Origin of the sequence: Fictibacillus sp. WQ 8-8 (assembly GCF_024494405.1) — a bacterium.
Taxonomy (GTDB): Bacteria; Bacillota; Bacilli; order Bacillales; family Fictibacillaceae; genus Fictibacillus_C; species Fictibacillus_C marinisediminis.
This window is the reverse complement of sequence record NZ_JAMXKG010000001.1, coordinates 562,688-584,508: the sequence shown is the minus strand read 5'-3', so window position 1 is coordinate 584,508 and position 21,821 is coordinate 562,688. Positions and strand designations below refer to the sequence as shown.

The 21,821-nt window shown below is 47.0% G+C and carries 21 protein-coding genes; 16 read left to right on the top strand and 5 right to left on the bottom strand.

The genetic code is table 11. The annotated features are described in order from the left end of the window. Positions 1-7 precede the first annotated feature (7 nt). On the bottom strand, positions 8-1,114 hold the full coding sequence (locus M1K46_RS02850) for a tetratricopeptide repeat protein (protein ID WP_053356796.1): 1,107 nt from the start codon (positions 1,112-1,114) through the stop codon (positions 8-10). Positions 1,115-1,352: 238 nt separating this feature from the next. After that, a complete protein-coding gene (locus M1K46_RS02845) occupies positions 1,353-1,484 on the bottom strand; it encodes a Phr family secreted Rap phosphatase inhibitor (protein ID WP_256224799.1) in 132 nt (43 codons plus the stop codon). Between the two features lie 359 nt (positions 1,485-1,843). Between M1K46_RS02845 and M1K46_RS02840 the strand changes: the two genes are divergently transcribed. Both M1K46_RS02840 and M1K46_RS02835 read left to right on the top strand, forming a co-directional pair. Further along, entirely contained in the window at positions 1,844-2,692 is an 849-nt protein-coding gene (locus tag M1K46_RS02840; protein WP_256224798.1) for an endonuclease/exonuclease/phosphatase family protein, read from the top strand. 20 nt (positions 2,693-2,712) lie between these two features. Next, the gene (locus M1K46_RS02835) at positions 2,713-4,470 is read left to right on the top strand and encodes a glycoside hydrolase family 3 protein (RefSeq protein ID WP_256224797.1); all 1,758 of its coding nucleotides are present in this window, start codon (positions 2,713-2,715) and stop codon (positions 4,468-4,470) included. A gap of 92 nt (positions 4,471-4,562) precedes the next feature. On the opposite strand, the gene M1K46_RS02830 is transcribed toward M1K46_RS02835, so the two are convergent. Next, on the bottom strand, positions 4,563-5,081 hold the full coding sequence (locus M1K46_RS02830; protein ID WP_256224796.1) for a hypothetical protein: 519 nt from the start codon (positions 5,079-5,081) through the stop codon (positions 4,563-4,565). Positions 5,082-5,244: 163 nt separating this feature from the next. On the opposite strand from M1K46_RS02830, the gene M1K46_RS02825 reads away from it, so the two are divergent. After that, positions 5,245-5,808, top strand: a complete 564-nt coding sequence (locus M1K46_RS02825; protein WP_091002562.1) for a peptidoglycan-binding domain-containing protein — start codon at positions 5,245-5,247, stop codon at positions 5,806-5,808. Positions 5,809-5,871: 63 nt separating this feature from the next. Here the strand turns inward: M1K46_RS02825 and M1K46_RS02820 are convergent, their stop codons facing one another. After that, positions 5,872-6,333 (bottom strand): universal stress protein, encoded by a 462-nt coding sequence (locus M1K46_RS02820; protein ID WP_175501751.1) that lies wholly within the window; start codon positions 6,331-6,333, stop codon positions 5,872-5,874. Positions 6,334-6,562: 229 nt separating this feature from the next. Continuing rightward, on the bottom strand, positions 6,563-7,663 hold the full coding sequence (locus M1K46_RS02815) for a CdaR family transcriptional regulator (protein ID WP_256224795.1): 1,101 nt from the start codon (positions 7,661-7,663) through the stop codon (positions 6,563-6,565). A gap of 147 nt (positions 7,664-7,810) precedes the next feature. On the opposite strand from M1K46_RS02815, the gene M1K46_RS02810 reads away from it, so the two are divergent. The 13 genes from M1K46_RS02810 (at position 7,811) to M1K46_RS02750 (ending at position 21,813) form a co-directional block, all read left to right on the top strand. Further along, positions 7,811-8,980 carry a glycerate kinase gene (locus M1K46_RS02810; protein ID WP_256224986.1) on the top strand — a complete coding sequence of 390 codons (1,170 nt, stop codon included), beginning with the start codon at positions 7,811-7,813 and terminating at the stop codon, positions 8,978-8,980. Continuing rightward, a complete protein-coding gene (locus M1K46_RS02805; RefSeq protein ID WP_256224794.1) occupies positions 8,970-10,100 on the top strand; it encodes a 2-keto-3-deoxygluconate permease in 1,131 nt (376 codons plus the stop codon). The genes M1K46_RS02810 and M1K46_RS02805 overlap by 11 nt, the downstream gene beginning before the upstream one ends. 35 nt (positions 10,101-10,135) lie before the next feature. Beyond that, positions 10,136-11,422 carry a nickel-dependent lactate racemase gene (gene larA / locus M1K46_RS02800; RefSeq protein WP_256224793.1) on the top strand — a complete coding sequence of 429 codons (1,287 nt, stop codon included), beginning with the start codon at positions 10,136-10,138 and terminating at the stop codon, positions 11,420-11,422. Further along, on the top strand, positions 11,409-12,224 hold the full coding sequence (gene larE, locus M1K46_RS02795; protein WP_256224792.1) for an ATP-dependent sacrificial sulfur transferase LarE: 816 nt from the start codon (positions 11,409-11,411) through the stop codon (positions 12,222-12,224). Before larA ends, larE begins: the two co-directional genes overlap by 14 nt. A gap of 15 nt (positions 12,225-12,239) precedes the next feature. Continuing rightward, a complete protein-coding gene (larB, locus tag M1K46_RS02790; protein WP_062237474.1) occupies positions 12,240-12,935 on the top strand; it encodes a nickel pincer cofactor biosynthesis protein LarB in 696 nt (231 codons plus the stop codon). After that, positions 12,916-13,782 carry a LarC family nickel insertion protein gene (locus M1K46_RS02785; protein WP_256224790.1) on the top strand — a complete coding sequence of 289 codons (867 nt, stop codon included), beginning with the start codon at positions 12,916-12,918 and terminating at the stop codon, positions 13,780-13,782. The genes larB and M1K46_RS02785 overlap by 20 nt, the downstream gene beginning before the upstream one ends. Before the next feature lie 383 nt (positions 13,783-14,165). Then, positions 14,166-15,191, top strand: a complete 1,026-nt coding sequence (locus M1K46_RS02780) for a TRAP transporter substrate-binding protein (protein ID WP_256224789.1) — start codon at positions 14,166-14,168, stop codon at positions 15,189-15,191. A 38-nt stretch (positions 15,192-15,229) separates the two neighbouring features. Continuing rightward, positions 15,230-15,784: a TRAP transporter small permease gene (locus tag M1K46_RS02775; protein WP_256224788.1), complete on the top strand. Its 555-nt coding sequence runs from the start codon at positions 15,230-15,232 to the stop codon at positions 15,782-15,784. Further along, positions 15,781-17,055 (top strand): TRAP transporter large permease subunit, encoded by a 1,275-nt coding sequence (locus M1K46_RS02770; protein WP_256224786.1) that lies wholly within the window; start codon positions 15,781-15,783, stop codon positions 17,053-17,055. Before M1K46_RS02775 ends, M1K46_RS02770 begins: the two co-directional genes overlap by 4 nt. 19 nt (positions 17,056-17,074) lie before the next feature. Then, the gene (locus M1K46_RS02765) at positions 17,075-18,100 is read left to right on the top strand and encodes a C-terminal binding protein (RefSeq protein ID WP_256224785.1); all 1,026 of its coding nucleotides are present in this window, start codon (positions 17,075-17,077) and stop codon (positions 18,098-18,100) included. A gap of 25 nt (positions 18,101-18,125) precedes the next feature. Continuing rightward, on the top strand, positions 18,126-19,178 hold the full coding sequence (locus M1K46_RS02760; RefSeq protein ID WP_256224784.1) for a TRAP transporter substrate-binding protein: 1,053 nt from the start codon (positions 18,126-18,128) through the stop codon (positions 19,176-19,178). A 29-nt stretch (positions 19,179-19,207) separates the two neighbouring features. Then, positions 19,208-20,470, top strand: coding sequence for a lactate racemase domain-containing protein (locus M1K46_RS02755; RefSeq protein ID WP_256224783.1), 1,263 nt, complete (start codon positions 19,208-19,210; stop codon positions 20,468-20,470). Then, complete coding sequence (locus M1K46_RS02750; RefSeq protein ID WP_256224782.1) at positions 20,467-21,813, top strand: hypothetical protein; 1,347 nt, start codon at positions 20,467-20,469, stop codon at positions 21,811-21,813. Before M1K46_RS02755 ends, M1K46_RS02750 begins: the two co-directional genes overlap by 4 nt. Positions 21,814-21,821: the final 8 nt, after the last annotated feature.

The following is a 21,821-nucleotide window of genomic DNA, read 5'->3' as shown; positions in this document are numbered from 1 at the left end:
ACACTCGTCAGCTGCTTGTCTCATACATTAGCTTTTGCTTGGCTGTATACGCCATGTGAAAGTATTTGCTCGCTTTTTGGTCGTTCTCTGTGTTGTAGAACTCGGAGGCGAGTTTTTCCGCGTAGTCCTGGACAAATCCCCAGAGCTGGACGGATTGAAAGTATGGAATGGCAGCGGCTGCTGTTTGTTCCAATTGTTCAGCTGAGGAGGACTGGTTGTACTCGCTCAGGATGGAGAAATGGTGAATGTATTCCTCGTTTTGTGCATCTCTTGCTATTTTCAGTCCCTGAATAATCCAGTCGTCGGCAATGTCATGATTCCTGAGCTTGACGTGTTCCCGGGCAATCAGGAAGGTCGTTTTGTAGTCGGTTGCTTTGTCTTCAAACACCTCGGTGAGCTGGGCAATCGCTTTTTCCGAGAGGTTTTGTTCGGCATATAAAAGGCCCAGATTGTAGCGGATCTTAAGTTCGAACGGTTCTTTTTTCAAATTGTATACACGAAGAATGTCCAGGGCGGTTAGAAAATGATGCTCGGCTTCCCGGAACTGTTTTAATGATGTTGAGGCAAGGCCGATGATATTTTCGCAGCCGGCAAGTTTCACTTCATAGCCGGATTTGTCTTCAAAGTATTCTTTTGCCTTTATGGCGTGGCGGACGGCAAGCAGGGGCTGACGGGTGTGATAATAAAAGGTCGCGACTTTGTAGTTGAATTCTGCTTTTTCGATATCATCAGGAAACTGGTTTAACATCTTTTCGGCCAGCTGATAGTGCAGCTTGGCTTCGAGATAGTTTCCAGTATCCGTAGCATAGATGGCTTTGAAGAAGTGAAAGTAATAGGATAAGAAATCGTCTGTTTCTCTTTTTTTCTCCACATCCAGTTTGTTCAGGGTGTACCGCGCTTCCCAAAGGTCATTGACAAGGAGCTGGTACCTGAAGCTTAACAAAGAGTAGTAGATAAAGAGAGTCTGTGTAGGGTCCATTTCCATGGTTTCAATCTTTTCATCGATTTCCAGCTTTAATCTGCGGGATTCTACGAGGTTTTGGGAGAGAATTTCACGATACCAGCCGTTTAATAGTTGAATCATCTGTTCCGTGCTCGTCAGCTCTACTTCCATAACGTACGCCCACCTTTTAGCATAAATTTACAATTTAACACAATATTAGCATATCCGGTCTACTTAACGATTGAGTAAATTGTCGTAATTACCTGAAAACTTAAGGGTAACTTTTCTACTAATTTTTTACTATACAAGAGAGAATAGTTGGCAACCCATAAAAAAAGAGGAAAGGAGATTGCTCTCTTTCCCTCTCTGCTGTTTATGTGAATGTCTGGGAGTACAAATCTGCAACCAGTTACCCATTTGTCGTAGAAAATGTCTTTCCGTGTTCCGCATTCGTTACCGCTGAATGATCCGCGATATAGACGCCAATCAACAAAGCACCAGCCAACGCAATACCTACAAGAGCACTTGCCATTTTCTTCATATTGACACCCCTCAATATTTATTTTTTTCTATGTCTTTGTTTCTGCTGAAGTTTCTCGGGTGCAGGACTTCGAATAATAAAAGCTCCCGGCCTCCTTTTCCTTCAACAATATCTTACAATTTACAACAATAATAGCAAATATTAATAGTTTTGAATTGGGTAAAATGTCGCAATTTACACAATTTTCTTACATAACTTTTTTACTAATTTTTCCTTTCTTAATTTTATCAGTATTGATAGTTGAAAAAATGCTCTGAAAGATAGGCTCATAGTGGTATAGACAACCTGTCGGCAGAATAATACCCTTTAAATGACATCTCAGGGAAGGAAAGGAATGTGAAATGAGAGGAGGAAGGAAAATGAAAAAGCTAGTAGTCTGTATGCTGCTGGTTATACTCTTCGCCGGGCTCTCTGCTCCTTTAGCCGCCAGTGCGGCTGATCAGGGAAATGGGCACAAAGTCAATATCCGCGTGATGAGCTATAACCTGCACTACGGAAACAGCATGGGGAACGTGTATGATCTGAATGCTCAGGCTGAAGTGATCCGCCAGTCGGGTGCCGAGATCATCGGGCTGCAGGAAGTGGATGTTCATTGGAGCAGCCGGAGTTTGTTTGAAGACGATATTAAACTCCTTGCTGAAAAGCTTCAAATGAATTATTTTTTCGCACCAATCTATGATCTGCCGCCGCTGAATGCCGGAGAACCGAACCGCCAGTTTGGGGTCGCTGTTTTAAGCAAGTATCCCATTCTGAAGGCAGAGAACCGTGAGATCACAAGACTGTCTACGCAAGTTCCCAACCCGGTTCCAGCTCCTGCACCAGGTTTTGCCCAAACCTTGATCAATGTTAAAGGGATCAAGCTTCATGTCTATTCCACGCACCTCGATTACCGAGCGGATCCAGCCGTCCGGTCCATGCAAGTGAACGATATGCTCTCTATCTTTTCCGAGAGCTCCCGCCAAAAGATTTTATTCGGAGACATGAACGCCCAGCCGAATGCACCGGAACTAAAGCCGCTTTTCAGCACTCTCCAAGATACATGGAGAAGCGGAGAACCAGGGAGCACGTTTCCAGCGAACAAACCTTCATCCAAGATCGACTTCATTTTAACCTCACCGCGGATCGAATCAAGATCTTCGTTTATTACCGACACACTCGCTTCCGATCACCGTCCGATTATTGCGGACCTGACCATTCCGCGCAGATAAAACATTAAGGAGGGAGTAAAATGACGAGCAAGTTTATTCGAGCGTTGTTCATTATTATGGCCATTATGCTGGTCTTTCCTCAATCGTCACTCGCCGCTTCAAGCCCGGTGAAAAAGGAGAAGGATGATGCCTGGCTGAAGCGTATTGTGAAACACATGACGGTTGAAGAAAAGGCAGGCCAAGTGTTTATCATTCATGTGTATGGAAAAACAGCTGAGGATCCTGCGTATGAACAAATCAATATCAAGCAAAAACGAGGAGCGAAAAACTTCGCAGAAGCGATTGAGAAGTACCATTTGGGAGGCGTCATTTATTTTAACTGGACCGATAATATCGGGATGCCGGTGGATAAAGCTCAAGTAAACGCCCTGTCTAACGGCATTCAAAAAGCGGCGATGAAACAAAGGATTCCAATTCCGCTGTTCGTTTCCACTGACCAGGAAGGGGGAGTTGTGGCACGGGTGACGGAGCCAGGCACCGTTTTCCCTGGGAACATGGCGCTGGCTGCTGCTCAATCCACAGACTATGCCAGACAGTCGGCCAGCATCATGGGACTTGAGCTGAAAAGCCTCGGAATCAATCTGAACTTTGCTCCTGATCTGGATGTGAACGTGAATCCTAACAATCCGGTCATCGGTGTCCGTTCATTTTCTGAAAATCCGGATGTCGTCGCGCGTATGGGAGTCGCCCAGGTGAAGGGCTATCAGGAACAGAACATGATGGCGACCGCCAAGCATTTTCCGGGCCACGGTGACACAGATGTGGATTCACATTCTGGTCTTCCCATCATCAACCATGATCTGAAGACATTGAATGAAGTTGACCTCAAGCCGTTTAAGGCTGCCATTAAATCAGGCATCGATGCGATCATGTCCGGCCATCTTGTCGTTCCTGCGCTTGATGATTCCGGTATGCCGGCTACGTTATCGAAGCCAATCCTGACCGGCCTGCTTCGTGAAAAAATGAAATTCAAAGGGCTGATCATCACGGACAGCCTGGGTATGTCGGGTGCCAATATCGTACCGCCTGACCGCGTGCCGGTAGAAGCATTTAAAGCTGGGGCAGACATTCTCTTAAATCCGCCGGATGTGGATGTTGCGTATAATGGGCTGCTGAATGCGGTGAAGAGCGGAGAAATCTCTGAAAAACGTCTGGATCAGTCCGTGATTCGAATTCTAAAAGCCAAAATTAAACGCGGCTTGTTCCACCAGCCGTTAGTAGATCCAAGTGCGATCAACCAGATCGGACTTCTAGAGAATCTTCAGAAAGCGGAAAATATGACGGATCGCTCGATTACCCTGATCAAAAATGACAACCATACGCTGCCTTTAAAAGAGGGAAGCAAGGTGCTCGTGACCGGGCCGTCTCTCGGTAAGCCGGCAGAGCTGGCCGCAGCTTTGAACGAAAAAGGAATAGCGGCGAGCGGGTATGCGACCTCAGCCAGTCCGACTGCAGCCGAGCTGGCGAGTGCTGTGAACCAAGCGTCCAGCACGGATCTCGTGGTGGTTACCGCTTATACGGCTAACACGAACAGTGCTCAGCAGAAATTCGTAAAGGCCCTGCAAGCGGCAGGTAAACCAGTGGTGCTTGCCTCCATGCGCAATCCGTACGACATTATTACCCTGCCGGACGTTACGTCCAATATCTTAACCTATGGAAATCAAAATGTATCTGTTAGGTCGCTTGCCAAAGCGCTTGTCGGCGAGATCAACCCGAGCGGAAAGCTGCCGGTTACGATTCCCGGGAAGTACGAGTTTGGGTTTGGGTTGAGTTACTAATTTTTTGAATCGAAAATGCTGTTTTCGTAACCTTTGCTGCTTTTAGGAGTGGTTGATTTCTTGGACAGCCCTCTTTTCATTTAAACGGTCGTTTAATTTTTTGCAATATATCCTTCTACTTTATTGACTCCGCCGCCGAACCAGCGTTTTCCGGTTCCAGTGTAGGTATAGCCGAAGCTGTCTTTTTGTTTGTAATGATTTACGGCTTTATCTAGGTCATGGAAGATCCGGTGCAGATAGAGCAGGGCTGTTCTATCTTTAGAGGCTGCCACATCCTGTGCCAGGTGTTTGGCGTTCTGCAAATCCCTCTCTACGTTTTCATTTTTTACCTGGAGCGTTTCAATTCTGGATACGAGCTGGCGTGCATGTTCCTGCTGATCATTCCAGTTGATGTGGTTATCGGCATCAAAGCAAAGGGTCCTGTTGTAATATTGATGGTAAGAAGAAATGATCGTTGAGTAGGATTCAGCAGAGGCTTGTCCTGTCCCGGAGGCTTCCACCTGTTCGGTTACGGAAGTGGTTGAGATATAGTACCAGGCCGATCCAGCAATGGTGAACAATAGAAGGGCAAGGACAGTGAGTGTTTTCTTTTGCCTAACGAATATGCTCATGAAATCACTTCCTTTTATTTTCTAATTATTCCGAATATTATACCATAATTTGGGCGATAAAAGTATTTTTTCTTTGTAACTTCTGAAGTGCGGTGACGACTAATGAATTGTAAATCACAAATGATTTATAAAAAAATGAGAGTCTAAAGGAGAGGGTCTTATTATGAAACCATGGAAAAAAGTTACGGCTTCAGTATTGACAGCATCAGCCTTGCTTATGGGAGCACCTTCAATTGCGGGAGCACAAGAAAAGCCCGATTATTCTATTTTTCAGCTGCCAAAATCAGGCGTGCTGAAAGCGGGAGACAGAGGAGAAAACGTTAAAGTTTTGCAATGGGCGTTAAATAAAGTAGTGGCTGCCGGTTTGAAAACAGACGGAATCTACGGTTCAAAAACAAAAAATGCCGTTATTAAATTTCAAAAGAGTACTAAAAATTTAGTTGTCGATGGCATTTATGGGAAGAAAACACATGCTGCCCTTTCGGAAAAAATCAATTCCTCTGGTTTTCCGGAAATTGTTTTGAAGGAAGGCAGCAAGGGGGAAGCGGTCCGCATTCTCCAGAAAGCGCTAAATGAAATTGGGTCTGCTCTTACAGTTGACGGAATCTATGGCCCTAAAACAAAAGCAGCTGTTCTTACGTTTCAAAAGAAATACCCTGAGGTAAAGGATACGGGTGTATTTGATGCAGACACAAGAATCCTACTTGATAAAGTTCTGCATGACTGATTCCTGTTCACAGAAAAAGCTTGCCAGTCTCATTAGAGGCCGGCAAGCTTTTTGCTTGTTGTCCTATTTCGTCACTAATACCGGGCAGTTCGCTTCGGAAAGCACTCTTTGGCTGACGCTTCCGAGCACCAAACGCTTTAATCCGCTTAGGCCGCGGCTTCCCATGATGATCAGGTCGATGTTATTTGTGCTGGCATAGGCACAGATGGAGCGAGCTGCTTCTCCTTCGAGCAGTTCTGTTTTTACGTTGATAAAATCCTTCGGAACAGCGTCGCTCGCTTGAGCTAAAAGCTCTTCCCCATGACTTTTTTCCAGGGTGGCTGCCTGTCTGACTTCCTGTTCGATCGAATCTTGATAAGCCGCCATCGAATACCCTTCTCCATAAAGCGGGTAAGCAGGCTCATTCAAGACATGAGCCAGCGTTAATTCGCTGCCCATGCTATTTGCCAGCTCAATTCCGTATTCCAGCGCCTGTTTGCTTCCTTCCGATCCATCCATGGCCACGAGAATTTTTCCATACTTCATGATCATTCTCCTCCTTTTTTCAAGTGAAAATAGCAGCGAGAAGCACTAGTGTATGTTCTACTCAATGGCTTAGTGTTAAAAGTAGTGTTTATACTTTTCAATAACCTAATGCTAGAGGTTTTAAACCCTTTTGCCGGCAAGCCCGATCGTCCGGCAGGTGCTGCCGACCGTAATTTTTTAAAACGCGCCCGTAAATAGATAAGAGCATATTCCAGGCATAAGCAAAAAATTAATCTGCTCCCTTTTCCTTTTTCTCCAAGATCCATATTGCCATTTGCAGGGTAAGGGCATCCTTAAAATTCCTGGGGTCATACCCTGTTTCTTCCTTTATCTTATTGAGCCTGTAGATCAGCGTATTACGGTGAATGTGAAGGTGATCTGCCGTTTTCTGCATGTTGAGATGATGTTCAAAAAATACCTGCAGGGTTTCAATCAATGGACGCAATGATCGATGGAGCACGCGCTTAATGAGTCTTGTGCCGGCTGCTGTTTCCGTTTGATAGATGAGCGCTTTTGCTTCAAGCTCGGCAAACGAGACAACTTTCTGATGAACATCACTGATTTCAAGTGCAAGAGAACAATCTTCATATGATTGATTAAACATTTTAAGGTCCATAAAAAGCGTGCTGTAAGCCAACCGGAAAGTCAGTCTTAGAAAATTCAGCACCTGATCGATCGCTTCTACCTTCTTTTGGATCATTTCATCTCCGATGCCGGAAAGGACAATGCATAAGCGGTTGGTGTTCACAAAGCCAATCAGGCAGCTGGATGCACCAGCTGCTTTTTCAAGCTGCTGAAGAATCATCGTATCGGAAAGAGAACGGTCCTCCAGCTGGATCACAACGGTATAAAAGGGAGGAGCAAGGCTGATGTGAAGGAGGCTTAGCCGGCGCTCGATATGTTCCATGGCGGGCACCTCTTTAAGCAGGTTTTCAATGATCATCTCCTTCGTTCGCTGCTGCCACTCCGCCTGTGTGGCCATGTAAGCCTGCTTGATCAGCAGTTCGGTTGTCATTTTTACCAGTCCCCCAAAATCCCTCATTTCCTCTGGATCTCCAGTAATTCCGATCACACCGACAATTTTATAATCAAAAACAATCGGCAGGTTAATGCCGGATTGAGCTCCTTTCCATTTTCCTTTGTGATTAATCGGAATGGTAAAAGGCTGTTCGGTTTGCAATACCTCTAATGCACCTTCATGCATGTGATACAGGCGGGAAGAGTCACAGGAAGCGATAATGATTCCTTTATTGCTCATGATATTGACGTTTCGGTTTAGGCGGGTAGATGTTTCTTTTACAATCATCTCAGCAATCTCTGTTGTAAGCATTATGGCCTCCTTTGTTAGAATCCTACAAAAATACAAAGTTTTTCACCTGATATTATAGTTGTTTCGACCATAGATTTCTAATTTTCAGACAAGTATAATATAAAAAAACGGAAACTGAAAGCGTTTTCTCAGGAAGGGGTTCTAATGATGAAAATTGTGATCGCTCCCGATTCCTATAAAGGAAGCTTGACAGCGGTAGAGGCAGCGGAAGCCATAGAACGGGGAGTGAAGAAAGCCGATTCCACGATCCAGACCATTCTCGTGCCAGCAGCTGACGGGGGTGAAGGAACGATGGATACATTGGTTGCTGCAACGGGTGGAAGGAAAAAAACGGTTCAGGTTACCGGTCCTCTTCACAGTGAGCTCAGTGCTGAATATGGCATATTGGGAGATCAAAAGACTTGTGTGATTGAGATGGCATCTGCCTCAGGCCTGTGCCTTGTTTCTCCTGAAGAGCTTAATCCTCTGACAGCGACCACATATGGCACGGGGCAATTGATCAAACAGGGGCTCGATGATGGTTTTCGTTCTTTTGTATTGGCGATCGGAGGATCCGCTACAAATGACGGCGGAGCGGGAATGCTGCAAGCTTTAGGTTTAGAGCTGCTGGATGATAGCGGACAACGTGTCCCGTTCGGAGGCGGTGAGCTTCATAACATAAAAGAAATAGACCTGTCCGGGTTCGACCCGAGAGTGAAAGAATGCACCTTTCTGATTGCCTCAGACGTGCAAAATCCGCTTGTCGGCAAGGAAGGCGCATCTGCTGTTTTCGGCCCGCAAAAGGGGGCGACAGAAGAGATGGTGAAACTACTCGATAAAAATATGGTCCACTGGGGAGATATGGTGGAGCAAGCGACAGGAATCAGGCTTCACGATATGCCCGGTGCCGGAGCAGCAGGCGGGATCGGCGGCGCGTTCCAGGCTTTCTTTCCGGCACAGATGAAAAGGGGAGTGGACGTTGTCACAGAGTATGCCGGTTTGCCGCAGGCTCTGGATGGAGCGGACCTCGTCATTACAGGTGAAGGAAGAGTTGATTTTCAGACCGCTTCAGGAAAAACGCCGATGGGTGTGGCACAGCGGGCCAAACAAAGCGGAGTTCCAACGATGATTCTTGCCGGTTCTGTCGGAGAAGGGATTGAAGTTCTCTATCAATACGGAGTGATCAGTATTACAAGTATGATCCAGCAGACATTAACACTCGAGGAAGCGATGCAGCGTGCGCCTCAATTACTGGAGTATAGTGCAGAACAGCTCGTAAGAACGTTTATACAGTGCAATAAAAAAACGGAAAGCGGGGTTTTACACTATGAAACTTAAACAAACGATTGAAAGAGTGCCAGGCGGATTAATGGTCGTGCCTTTATTGTTCGGTGCGCTGCTTAATACGGTGGATCAGCTTCATCTTCAACCTGTGATGAAATTTTTAAAATCACTTGGTGTGGCAAAGACACCCGAAGGCTATTACGAGTTTTTGAGGATTGGGGGATTCTCTCAGGAACTGTTTAAAGACAGTGCCCTTGTCTTGATTGCCCTCTTTCTCTTTTGCGCGGGCAGCCAGATGAATTTGCGTGTAGGAGGCGCCGCCCTAAAAAAAGGTGTGCTGCTCACTACTTCCAAGTATCTGACCGGGCTTGCTGTGGGATTGCTGTTCGGCTACTTCTCTGATCCAATGGATGGTTTGTTCGGCTTATCGACTCTGGCGATTATCGCGGCGATGACGAATGGAAACGGAGGAATGTATGCCGCGCTCACGGGCCAGTACGGCAACCGTTCTGACGTTGGGGCAGTAGCAGTGCTCTCCTTGAACGACGGACCTTTTTTCACGTTAATGTCATTGGGCCTTTTGGGATCCAGCTTTCCGATCATTGCTTTCATTGCTGTTCTCTTGCCGATCGCGATCGGGATGATTCTCGGAAATTTGGACGAAGATATTCGCGATTTTCTCAAGGCGGGAGAAATTCTGCCTGTTCCGTTCTTTGCCTTCGCACTCGGAGCCGGTATGAACCTGGCGAGTTTCTTTAACCCTTCAGTCGTTACTGCAGGTCTTACAATAGGAATTCTAACGACAGTTCTTACAGGATTCACTGGCATTCTCGTGTTTAAATTATTCAGGGAAAAAAGCTATATCGCACCGGTATCCGAAGCTTCCACAGCAGGGAACGCAGCCGGTACGCCTGCAGCCATAGCTGCTGCGGCGTCCGTTGCCGCAGGGTCGGGAATGATGAGTGCCGCTGAAGCACAGTCCTACCAGGATATTGTGAACATCGCCACCGCACAGATCTCGATTGCCACCCTAACAACGGCTCTATTATGCCCGATCGCAGTCATTTTGGTGGACAAGTATCAAAGAAGAAAAGGAATCAATGGCCGGCTAGAGAAGTTTGAGTTGGAGAGCGGCTCGAGCCAGGAAGAACGTGTTCCTTCAACTACTGTCTGATACAGAACATTCCTATACAAAAGGAGAGAGCGTAAATGGAATCGACCTTGTTATATGGAAAAGAAGGGCTGACGCTTCGTTTGCCTGATTCCGCTTTTATCGTGGAGCCAAACAATTTGCCGGGACTTGAAAAAGATGAGCAGGCTTTAATGGAGGCACTGCGGCATCCGATCGGTACACCTCCATTAAAGGAGATGGTAAAAGCATCAGATAAAGTGGCGATTGTCATCAGCGACATTACGAGGCCAACTCCGAATGACAAGCTTGTTCCTTTGCTGATCAGGGAACTGGAGCATGTGCCGCTTGAGAACTTTGTCATTATTAACGGAACAGGAACGCACAGGGACCAGACGAGGGAAGAATTTGTTCAGATGCTTGGAGAATGGGTCGTGGATAATGTCAGAATCATCAACAACCAATGCCATGATAAAGACTCTCTTGTAAATTTGGGAAGAAGCCAGTTCGGTTGTGATGTGTATTTGAACAAGGAGTATGCGGAAGCTGATTTCCGCATCGTTACAGGCTTTATTGAACCACACTTTTTTGCCGGTTTTTCAGGCGGTCCTAAAGGGATCATGCCTGGCATTGCCGGGATCGAGACCATCATGACGTTCCATAATGCAAGGATGATCGGAGACCCGCGTTCCACATGGGGAAACATGGAGGACAATCCTGTTCAGGAGATGACACGCGAAATCAACCGCATGTGCAAACCGCATTTCATGCTGAACGTGACGTTAAACCGGGAGAAGGAAATCACGAATGTGTTCGCCGGTGAGCTGTATGAAGCGCATGACCAGGGGTGTGCGTTTGCAAAAGAGCATGCCATGATCCAATGCGAAGAACGGTTTGATGTCGTCATTACCTCCAATTCCGGCTATCCGCTTGACCAAAATCTGTATCAGGCTGTGAAGGGGATGAGTGCTGCCCATAAGATTGTAAAAGAAGGCGGCACGATCATTATTGCTTCAGAGTGTTCAGACGGATTGCCGGATCATGGAAACTATTCGAAGATCTTTCAGTTTGCCCAAACGCCTCAAGCACTGCTGGAGCTGATCAATGATCCGGAGTTTAAGATGTTTGATCAATGGCAGGTGCAAAAACAGGCGGTGACCCAGGTATGGGCGGATGTGTATGTCTATTCAAAACTATCAGATGAACAGGTTAAAGGGGCTATTCTTAAGCCTACCCATGATATCGAAGGGACGCTTGAAGAGCTGAAGGAGAAGTACGGGCAGGATATGACTGTTGCGGTATTGCCGCTCGGTCCGCTTACCATTCCCTATGTAGAAGAACGGAGGGATCCAATTGCTGCAGGCTAAGTATGAGAAACTGCAAGAGATTCTAACCGGGATGAAGACAGTTGTTGTTGCTTTTTCAGGAGGGGTCGACAGTACCTTCCTGCTGAAAGTGGCTCTTGATACACTTGGCACAGAAAACGTGCTTGCGGTGACCGCCGACAGTGAAACCTATCCGTTTGAGGAGCTGGAGGAGGCCAAACGTTTTGCCGCCATTCTCGGTGCCAGGCACCAGGTCATTGAAACGTCAGAACTGAGCATTCCAGGCTACTCTGAGAATACCTCCAATCGCTGTTACTTTTGTAAAAAGAGCCTGTTTGAGCATTTGATACCGATCATGCATGAGCATGGCTATGCGAATATAGTGTTCGGTCTTATTGCCGATGATATGGGAGAACACCGGCCGGGCACAAAAGCAGCAAGAGAATATAACGTACGGGGACCGATTCAGGAAGCGGACCTGTATAAGAGCGAAATCCGTGAGCTTTCTCAAGAGATGGGTCTGCCCACCTGGGATAAGCCTTCTTTCGCCTGTCTTTCATCACGGATTGCATATGGCGAAGAGATTACGATGGAAAAACTCCGCAAGATTGACCGTTCAGAGCAGGCTATCCGTGCGCTTGGCATCCGCCAGGTGAGAGTGCGTACTCATGGCGACATGGCACGGATCGAAGTGGAGCCTCATGAGATGCAGCGGCTTCTTCAGCATCATGAGGAGATCACCTCCAAGCTGCAGGAGTTCGGCTATTCCTATGTGACGATGGATCTTACCGGCTATAAGAGCGGGAGCATGAACAAAGTCCTTGCCGAAACAAAAACGACGTGAGGAGAGGCGAATGGGATGAAAAAGTTTGAAGACTTAGGCTTCAGTAAAGTGGATCTGGATCGGGAGACGCGGACAGGCTATCCGGAAGTGATCTATGGAGAAGGAAAAACAGCGGAACAGATCCGTCAGATCATGGAACCGCTCATTGAGACCCATGGCAAGGTGATGGTGACGAGGCTTTCAGAAGAAAAAGCAGAAATCTTGACGGAGGCCTACCCTGATGCGCGTTATCATGCCGTCTCACGTATTTTGCTCTATGGTTCACCGAGGGAAAAATACGGCGGTGATGTGATGGTTCTATGCGCCGGAACATCGGATCTTCCTGTTGCTGAAGAAGCGGCAGTCACGGCGGACTGGATGGGCTGCAAGGTGAACCGCCTGTATGATGTCGGAGTCGCAGGTATTGACCGTCTGCTTGCTTATCGGGAGGAAATTAAAAAGGCCAGTGTGCTTATTGTCGTGGCGGGCATGGAAGGAGCGTTGCCCAGTGTTGTAGGCGGTATGGTTCAGCGGCCTGTTATTGCTGTTCCGACTTCTGTCGGCTATGGCGCTCATCTGCAAGGACTGACACCGCTTCTCGCCATGCTGACTTCCTGCGCTTCAGGGATGAGTGTCGTCAATATCGATAACGGATTCGGGGCTGCCTACCAAGCTGCGCTGATTCTTAAACTTGCCACAGAGGGGGTTCATCATGAAACAGCTCTATCTTGATTGCCAGTATGGCATTTCGGGTGATATGACCTTGTCTGCGCTCATTGACCTGGGGGCAGATCTTGCTTATATTACCGGACATCTAAAGAGCTTGCCAATCGATCCGTTTTCTATGGCGGTCAAGCGGGTCAATAAGAGGGGCATCTCCTCCAACCTGCTGGACCTTCAGTTTGCGGAAGCTGAATTGGCGGCTGTAGGGGCACAAGCTGACACAGACCATCACCATGAACACGATCATGAACATGAAGAAGAGGGCCATTCCCACCAACATGCCCACTCTCATCATGAGCACCACCATTCCCATCATCACGTACATAATCACCATCATCATGACCATGAACATCGAAAAGCATCCACCATTTTAGAGATGATTGAAACGAGTGATCTGCCTTTACGGGTAAAAGACAGGAGCAGAAGGGTCTTTGAAGTGATCGCCGAGGCAGAAGGAAAGATTCATGGGATGGATCCGAGAGAGGTTCATTTTCATGAAGTCGGTGCGATGGACTCTATTATTGATATTATTGGCGTGTGCCTTGCCCTTGAAAGTCTTGAGGTTGATAGAATAACAGCTTCTCCGGTACCAACAGGCCACGGGAAAGTGAAGATGGCTCACGGTCTCTATCCGATTCCAGCTCCTGCCACTGCGGAAATCCTGAGAGGGGTTCCTCTTGAAGATTTCCATGTAAGAGGTGAATTAACGACACCTACTGGGGCTGGCTTTCTAAAGGCATTGGCGGATGATTATGGCTACATGCCAGCGCTTGCGATCGATAGGATCGGCTATGGCGCCGGCAGGAAAGACTTCGAACATCCGAACGTGCTTCGTGCTATTTTATTTGAGTTGTAGTTTGCTTGATTGCGGCTGAGACTTACTTTTAAACTAAAAGCTCTGTTAGTCAATGTAACAAAGCCAGACTAAAAATAGTACATTATCATTAGTTTTCAGAAAAATTAAAAAACGAATTGACAGTCTTTGACACGATGTACTATGATTATCACAGAAATGAAAATACAGAACAGAGTTTTATATTATAAAACAACTAAGGCATTGCACCCAGAGAAGAACGTCCAACGCACATTCATTAAGGGAGCAATGTCTTTTCTTCGGTTAATAACAAGAACGGAGTTTTATAATATAAAACAAATTCAGTTTCTCCAGCGTACATACAAAATTTTTTGAACTGAAATGTTACCGCTTTCAAAACTAAACGAAAAGAAAGGATGAGCTCGATGAAATTGAAAAAAAGTTTAGGGATTTTAATGGGTACGGCTTTATTGTCGTCCGTATTATTAACAGGCTGCGGCAGCCAGTCTTCGTCTTCCTCCTCAGGAGAAAAGACAAAGACAATCAAAATAGCCAACTATTTTGCAAAAGACCATCCTCAGAACGTAGCGCTGAGAGAAAAGTTCAAGCCGATGGTAGAAAAGGAATCGGGAGGTACGCTGAAGGTTCAGATCTACGACAACAGCACGCTTGGTGCTGAAAAGGAATTTTATGACGGGGTGCGAAACGGCACAATTGAAATGGGGATACCCGGTCTGATCATGCAATCGGACATTGAGAAGATGGCGGTGCCTGAGTGGCCGTTCCTGTTTAAGGATTATGAGCATGTCAAAAAGGTTCTGAACGGACCAATCGGCAAGGAGCTTACGGAGGACCTTGAAAAGAAGCATGGAGTGAAGCCGCTGGCATGGAGTGCGAACGGGTTCAGGATGTTCTCCAGTAACAGGACGCTTCAAAGCATGGATGACCTTAAGGGATTGAGGATGAGAATGCCAAACATCCCTAACTATATCAAGCTTGGGAAGCTGCTGGGAATGAATGTAACACCAATGCCGATTTCTGAAGTGTTTTCTGCTCTCGAGCAAAAAGTGGTGGATGGCCAGGATAACCCGGTAGCTACTTTGCGGGCGTCCGGCTGGTATGAGGTTCAGAGTAATGTACTGGAATCCAAGCACATGTTCAGTCCGAATATTTACATCATCAACAGCAAGTTCTTCAATGGATTGTCCAAGAAACAACAAAAAATCATTGAAAAAGCATCCAAAACCGCTGCTGATTATGAATTTGATCTGATGGAAAAAAGCTATGATACCGATAAAAAGTTCCTGTCAGGGAAAAAGGTGAAATTTACAACGCCTGATGCAGCATATGAAAAGAAGATGGAAGATGCAGCAAAGCCTATGTACGACGAATTCTACAAGCAGTATGACTGGGCCGAGGATCTCGTTAAAAGGATAAAAGCTGAACAATAATACAGGCGGTAAATCGGGATGAAAGGCGGGAGAAAAAGATGGAGAAGGTCTCAAGGTTCTTGGAAAAACTGCTGAATATTTTTATGGCCGCAGCACTGGGGTTAATGGTCATTCTTGTATTTGGAAACGTGATATTGCGCTACCTTTTCAACTCAGGAATTACATGGTCAGAGGAGATGTCGCGTTACTTATTTGTCTGGCTGACATTTCTTGGAGCCATTGGTGCCTTTAAAAGCAAGGAGCACCTTGGGGTGGACATGCTGGTCAGGCGGCTGCCCAGGGGAGCAAAGAAAGCTGTCCTTGTGGTCAGTGATCTGCTTATGCTGTTTGTTCTCTTTCTGGTGATGGAAGGAAGCTGGAAGATGACCGTTATCAATATGGACAGTAAGGCACCTGCTACAGGCCTGCCGCTTTCGTTCGTTTATGGAACGGGGATTTTAGTCAGTTTAGCCATGGGATTAATACTTATCAACAATCTGTATAAAGTTCTGTTCAACAAGCTAAAGGATGAAGATCTGATCTTAATCAGTGATTCAGAAGAATTGGTAGATTATCAGGAAGGCAATTTAGGAAAGGAGGAAAAACAAGCATGATTGGAGTGTTTATTGGGTCTCTCCTTGGAACGATGGCACTTGGTATGCCTATAGCGTTTGCTCTGCTGTTAAGCGGGGTTGCTCTTATGTTCTTTCTCGGTATCTTCGACAGTCAGATCATCGCGCAAAATTTAATCAACGGAGCAGACAATTTTCCATTGATGGCCATCCCATTTTTTATGCTGGCTGGTGAAGCCATGAATGCCGGCGGCCTCTCTCAGCGTATCGTCCAGATGGCCATGTCCATGGTCGGACATATCAGAGGCGGCCTTGGTTATGTAGCCATCATTGCGAGTGTCTTGTTTGCAAGTCTTTCTGGCTCCGCTGTAGCAGATACAGCTGCACTGGGAGCCATCTTGATCCCGATGATGGTGAAGAGCGGCTACGATATTAACCGTTCGAGCGGTCTTATTGCTTCTGGGGGGATCATTGCTCCGATTATCCCGCCGAGTATTGGCTTTATCATATTCGGGGTCACGAGCGGTGTCTCCATCACTAAACTTTTCATGGCTGGGATTGTACCTGGCGTGATGCTGGCAGTGGGGCTTTGTGTGTCATGGGCCATTGTTGCCCACAAGGATAAGGTGCAGGTTCAGCCTCGTAAATCCATGAAAGAGATTTTGATTTCTGTAAGAAAAGGATTCTGGGCCCTTTTATTGCCGGTCATTATTATCGGCGGCCTGCGCGGAGGTATCTTCACACCGACTGAAGCGGCGGTAGTTGCGGCAGTTTATGCGCTGTTCGTCGGATTGGTGATCTACCGCGAACTGAAGGTGTCTGAGCTCTTTACCATCTTGGTAAGGGCGGCCAAGATGACGAGTGTGGTCATGTTTCTTGTGGCGGCAGCACTTGTATCCTCATGGCTGATTACGGTAGCCAATCTGCCTGCTCAAGTCATTGGACTGCTCGAGCCGCTCATGGGTCATCCGCTGCTCATTTTGCTCATGATCAACCTGTTAGTCATTCTGATCGGAACGGCTATGGATATGACACCAACGATTCTTATCCTTACCCCTGTTTTAATGCCTGTTATTCAGCAAGCGGGAATCGACCCGGTTTATTTCGGAGTTCTGTTTATTATCAATAATGCCATCGGTCTCCTGACTCCTCCGGTAGGTACAGTATTGAACGTAGTATGCGGAATCAGCAAGATCAGTATGGAAGACATTATGAAAGGAATATGGCCGTTTCTCCTGGTGGAAGTGGTCGTTTTGATCCTGCTGATATTATTCCCGTCCCTTGTCATGGTTCCGCTTGGATGGTTTACCTGATAAATAAGGAGTGAAAGAGATGAGCAAGTTTAAAGTTGTGGTAACAGACTGGGAATATGATGATCTGCGGTTTGAAGAAGCCGTTTTTCATCAATATCCCGAAATAGAACTGATTGCGGCTCAGTGCCGTACAGAGGAAGAGGTCATTGAGGCCTGTTGGGATGCGGACGCATTGATTAATCAATACGCTCCTCTCAGCAAAGCCGTTATTGAGAAGCTCGAAAAATGCAAAGTCATCACCCGTTATGGAGTGGGCGTCAACACGATTGATTTGGAAGCGGCAACAGCTAAGGGAATCTGTGTCGCCAATGTGCCGGATTATTGCATGGATGAAGTGGCCGACCACGCGCTGGCCCTTCTGCTTTCTGCGAAACGTAAAGTCGTGGCCGCCAACCAAAACGTGAAGAAGGGGCTGTGGGATTTTAAAGTCACCCAGCCGATCCACCGGCTGCGCGGGCAGGTGCTCGGACTTGTGGGATTCGGAAAAATCCCCCAAAGCCTCGCGGAAAAGGTCAAGCCTCTAGGATTTAAGGTGGTGGCTTATGATCCGTATTATCCTGTGGAAGAAGCTGAGAAAAAAGGCGTACAGCTCGCCAGCCTTGAGGAACTATGCCGGATATCAGACGTCATCTCCGTGCACGCCCCTTTGACTGAGGGAACAAGAGGAATGATCAATGCCTCACTGTTCTCTGTGATGAAAAGCACCGCCCTTCTGATCAACACTTCAAGGGGCCCGGTTGTGGATGAACAAGACTTAATTGATGCATTGGAATCAGGGGAAATCGGCGGGGCGGCTCTGGACGTGATTGAGGATGAACCGATTTCCGTCAGCCACCCGTTCCTCTCCATGGAGAATGTGATTTTAACACCGCATGTCGCCTGGTATTCCGAGGAAGCGGCGAAGGAGATGAGAACGAAAGCTGCGCTCGGAGCAGTGGATGTGCTGATCTGCAAGGAATTTCCGAAGTATCTCGTCAACGTTCAAGTCAAAGAGCAATCGCAGCTTAAGTCCAGTCAGCCTGAAAACCGTTATGTGATGAGTTAGCCAAATTATTCAAGGGGGAAAGAAAATGAAAAAATGGGTGAAAAAGCTGGCGATAGGGATTGTCATTCCGGGGATGTTGGTTCTAGGGGGCTGCGGTGCTTCCAAATCGGGAGGAACTGCTTCGGGTTCGGGGAAGAGCGGAATTCATCAACGGACGATTAAAGCGGGAATCGGTTTAAATGAAGATCATCCAGAAGGACAAGGAATGATTAAGTTCAAAGAGCTTGTGGAGAAGAAGAGCGGAGGGAAAATGAAAGTCCAAAACTTCTTCAGTGCCACTCTCGGTGATGATCAGAAGATGACAGAAGCATTGCAGGGCGGGCTTCAGGAGGTTACGGTTCCTTCTACGTCTCCACTTGTTGGAATGATCAAGGAATACGGTATTTTTGATTTTCCTTTCGTATTTAATACCGAGAAAGAGGCTTATGCTGTCCTTGATGGAAAAGTGGGGCAGGAGCTTTTGAAAAAACTGCCTGAACACGGTCTGGTTGGACTCGGATACTGGGAGAATGGCTTCCGTAACCTGACGAACAGTAAACATCCGGTGAAAACCGCGGCAGACTTTAAAGGGCTGAAAATCAGAACGATGCAAAACGAGGTTCACCTGGATGCCTTTAAACAGCTGGGTGCCAATCCTTCACCAATGGCTTTTTCAGAAGTGTTTACCGCCTTGGAAGGTAAAACGGTAGATGGCCAGGAAAACCCTCTCGCAACCATTAAATCAAGCAAATACGATGAAGTTCAGTCTTACTTAAGCATGACAAAGCACGTCTACACACCGTTTGTTTTTCTCGTCAGCAAAAAATTCTGGGACGGGCTGTCTAAAGAAGAACAGAAGATCATGAAAGATTCTGCGGTGGAAGCCGGTAAATATCAGCGCGACTTAAACCGTAAAGAAAATGAAAAAGCGTTGAAAGATCTTGAAAAAGCAGGCATGAAGGTCAATGAAGTATCTGATGCTGAAAAAGAAAAGATGAAAGAAATCATTAAGCCGGTCACCGATAAATACGCCAAGAAGTTTGGTGAAGACCTGGTCAAACAAATGACGGATGAAGTAGACAAAGTAAGAAACCAATAAAGAGAAGCACCAATTGAGGAGGAAGATGGATGGAAATCATATCACAGCTTCTTCATGACATACCCTTGCCAAAGATGATGAAAGTAAAGCAGGTCTTCCATGCCCCTGTGCTGGAAGACACAGCGGAGGAGGTTCGGAAAACCCTTAAGGATACCGGCCTTTTATCGAGAATATCTCCGGGAGACCGGGTAGCCATTGCGGTAGGAAGCCGGGGAGTTGCTGACCTTCCCATCCTTGTCAGGGAGACAGCAGCGGCGGTCGAATCCGTTGGAGGCTCTCCATTCATTGTTCCTGCCATGGGAAGCCATGGCGGAGCGACCGCTGAAGGGCAGCAGGAGGTTCTCGAACAGCTTGGTGTAACGGAAGCGTCAACAGGTGCACCTATTCTGTCGAGCATGGAAGTCGTGCAGACCGGCACTCTGCCAAACGGACTTCCGGTGTATACCGATAAACATGCCTATGAAGCAGATAAGGTCATCGTCATTAACCGGATCAAGCCTCATACTGCGTTTCGCGGTCCTGTTGAAAGCGGACTGATGAAAATGATCACGATCGGCCTTGGAAAGCAAAAAGGAGCAGAAGCCGCCCATGCCTACAGTTTTAAACACATGGCCGAGCATGTTCCAGAGATGGCTAAGATCGTCCTCTCCAAGGTTCCTGTCATTTTTGGGCTTGGAACGATTGAAAATGCCTATGACCGTCCCGCCAAAATCGTGGCGGTTCCAGCCGAAGAACTCGAACAGACGGAGCCCGGACTCTTGCTCGAAGCCAAGCAGCTTATGCCAAAGATCATGTTTGATCCGATCGATGTGCTGATCGTCGACGAGATTGGAAAAGACATTTCGGGTGACGGAATGGATCCAAACATTACAGGAAGATATGCTACCCCGTATGCTTTTGGCGGACCTAAAGTGTCCAGGATCGCCGTACTCGGCCTGACAGAGAAGACGCATGGAAACGCAAACGGGATAGGCATGGCGGACATGACGACAAGAGCATTGGTTGACAGTATCCATTGGGAAAAAGGGTATGCCAATGCCTTAACGAGTACGGTGATCAACGTCATCAAAGTGCCGATGGTTCTCGAAAGTGAGGAAATGGCGATCAAAGCGGCCATTAAAACCTGCAATGCGTATGATCTTACAAAAGCCAGGGTCGTCCGCATTAAAAATACGCTTGAATTAGAGCATATCTGGATCTCGGAAAGCCTGATGGAGGAAGCGGCGGGACAAAAGGAAATAGAAGTGCTGTCTGAACCGGCGGCAATGAATATATCTGGCGAAAAAGGGTGATATTACTCGCTGTTTACAGCATGATGGTTCTTTCCTATACGGTGAATCTGTTTTTAGACAGCGTCATGCTTGATGAAGTAACGGGTATTCTTGCCCTGCTTTCTCTCATTCTTTCCTTTCCCAAGGCGTCAGGCTTATACAAAACCACTGGAACGGTTTTCATGGTGATCGGCTTCTCTCTGTATCTCTATTTGCAGAAGCCGCTCCTTGAGCTTCCGCATTACATGAATTCAACGGTTGTCCTGCTCGTTATCTTTTATGTTCTTCCTTTTATCAACAGTATTATCATCGTCGGGCGGTACGATAAGAGTGTCAATAAACTGCTCAAGCGGCGCGTCGGCCATCTTGGGCAGCTCTATTACAGAAGCTCTCTTGCCAGTTTTCTGCTCGGCTCTTTTTTAAATATAGCGACCATCCCGCTCGTAGAATCGGTGCTGCGGCGCAATCTTCAGAAGGTAGAAGACCATGTCAGAGACCTTTTCATCAGCCGGGCGATGCTCAGGGGATATGCCCTTTGCCTGGCATGGAGCCCGATGGAAATCCTGGTGGCGATCAGTGTGGATATCACACACTCTGACTATGTTCACTTGCTGCCGTGGCTTTTCTTGTTTTCTACGATTCTCTTATTCGTTGACTGGCTGATCGGCTTGCGGTATCGGAAGTTCCGGGTGGAGCAGTCTGCAGCGGCTGAGGACGTGCCGCTGGATGCCAGAACCGTCAAAAAGGTAGCTGTCCTTCTTCTGTATCTGAGCGTATTTATTGCAGCGGTCATTTTGGCCAAGAGATGGCTGGGCGTGAATTTTCTCATGTCTGTCGCTCTCGTGATCCTTCCCTATTCCATCATCTGGGCGCTGCTGATTAAGAGGGCTAAATCATATGCATCTTATAGTTTAAGAGAATGGCGGCGCAGGGCCGGGTCGCAGCAAAATTACATCGTTCTGTTTTTGGCGGCCGGTTTTTTAATCAGCACCTTGAAAGAAACACCTTTTCTGGACTATCTGCAGCAGCCTTTTGCTTCCGTGCAGCATATGCCCTTTTATATGTTCGTTATGATCCAGATCATTTTTCTGGGGCTCGCCATGATTGGATTTCATCCCCTCGTGACCATCAGCATTCTGGGTGAAGTCATTCAGCCTTTGTTAGGACAGGTTAACCCTTTGAGCTTTGCGATCGTCCTTATTACATCTGGGCTGTCTACCGTTATGGCAGGGCCATATAACATTACCGTTTCCTTAACCGGAAGTTTGTTAAATCAGAATCCCTATCGCATTACATTCTGGAACATTGGCTTTGCCTTTCTATACAGCAGTGTAGGCACAATAATAGCCTTGCTGCTGCTGTAAAAATAGAG

Excerpts from the sequence above, each read along its gene's own strand:
- larA (WP_256224793.1), top strand. The coding sequence starts at position 10,136 with ATGGAATCGACCTTGTTATATGGAAAAGAAGGGCTGACGCTTCGTTTG.
- M1K46_RS02850 (WP_053356796.1), bottom strand. The coding sequence starts at position 1,114 with ATGGAAGTAGAGCTGACGAGCACGGAACAGATGATTCAACTATTAAAC.
- M1K46_RS02755 (WP_256224783.1), top strand. The coding sequence starts at position 19,208 with ATGGAAATCATATCACAGCTTCTTCATGACATACCCTTGCCAAAGATG.
- M1K46_RS02825 (WP_091002562.1), top strand. The coding sequence starts at position 5,245 with ATGAAACCATGGAAAAAAGTTACGGCTTCAGTATTGACAGCATCAGCC.
- M1K46_RS02765 (WP_256224785.1), top strand. The coding sequence starts at position 17,075 with ATGAGCAAGTTTAAAGTTGTGGTAACAGACTGGGAATATGATGATCTG.
- M1K46_RS02815 (WP_256224795.1), bottom strand. The coding sequence starts at position 7,663 with ATGCTTACAACAGAGATTGCTGAGATGATTGTAAAAGAAACATCTACC.
- M1K46_RS02785 (WP_256224790.1), top strand. The coding sequence starts at position 12,916 with ATGAAACAGCTCTATCTTGATTGCCAGTATGGCATTTCGGGTGATATG.
- M1K46_RS02830 (WP_256224796.1), bottom strand. The coding sequence starts at position 5,081 with ATGAGCATATTCGTTAGGCAAAAGAAAACACTCACTGTCCTTGCCCTT.
- M1K46_RS02840 (WP_256224798.1), top strand. The coding sequence starts at position 1,844 with ATGAAAAAGCTAGTAGTCTGTATGCTGCTGGTTATACTCTTCGCCGGG.
- M1K46_RS02820 (WP_175501751.1), bottom strand. The coding sequence starts at position 6,333 with ATGAAGTATGGAAAAATTCTCGTGGCCATGGATGGATCGGAAGGAAGC.
- M1K46_RS02760 (WP_256224784.1), top strand. The coding sequence starts at position 18,126 with ATGAAAAAATGGGTGAAAAAGCTGGCGATAGGGATTGTCATTCCGGGG.
- M1K46_RS02770 (WP_256224786.1), top strand. The coding sequence starts at position 15,781 with ATGATTGGAGTGTTTATTGGGTCTCTCCTTGGAACGATGGCACTTGGT.
- M1K46_RS02835 (WP_256224797.1), top strand. The coding sequence starts at position 2,713 with ATGACGAGCAAGTTTATTCGAGCGTTGTTCATTATTATGGCCATTATG.
- M1K46_RS02780 (WP_256224789.1), top strand. The coding sequence starts at position 14,166 with ATGAAATTGAAAAAAAGTTTAGGGATTTTAATGGGTACGGCTTTATTG.
- M1K46_RS02775 (WP_256224788.1), top strand. The coding sequence starts at position 15,230 with ATGGAGAAGGTCTCAAGGTTCTTGGAAAAACTGCTGAATATTTTTATG.
- larB (WP_062237474.1), top strand. The coding sequence starts at position 12,240 with ATGAAAAAGTTTGAAGACTTAGGCTTCAGTAAAGTGGATCTGGATCGG.
- M1K46_RS02805 (WP_256224794.1), top strand. The coding sequence starts at position 8,970 with ATGAAACTTAAACAAACGATTGAAAGAGTGCCAGGCGGATTAATGGTC.
- M1K46_RS02810 (WP_256224986.1), top strand. The coding sequence starts at position 7,811 with ATGAAAATTGTGATCGCTCCCGATTCCTATAAAGGAAGCTTGACAGCG.
- M1K46_RS02845 (WP_256224799.1), bottom strand. The coding sequence starts at position 1,484 with ATGAAGAAAATGGCAAGTGCTCTTGTAGGTATTGCGTTGGCTGGTGCT.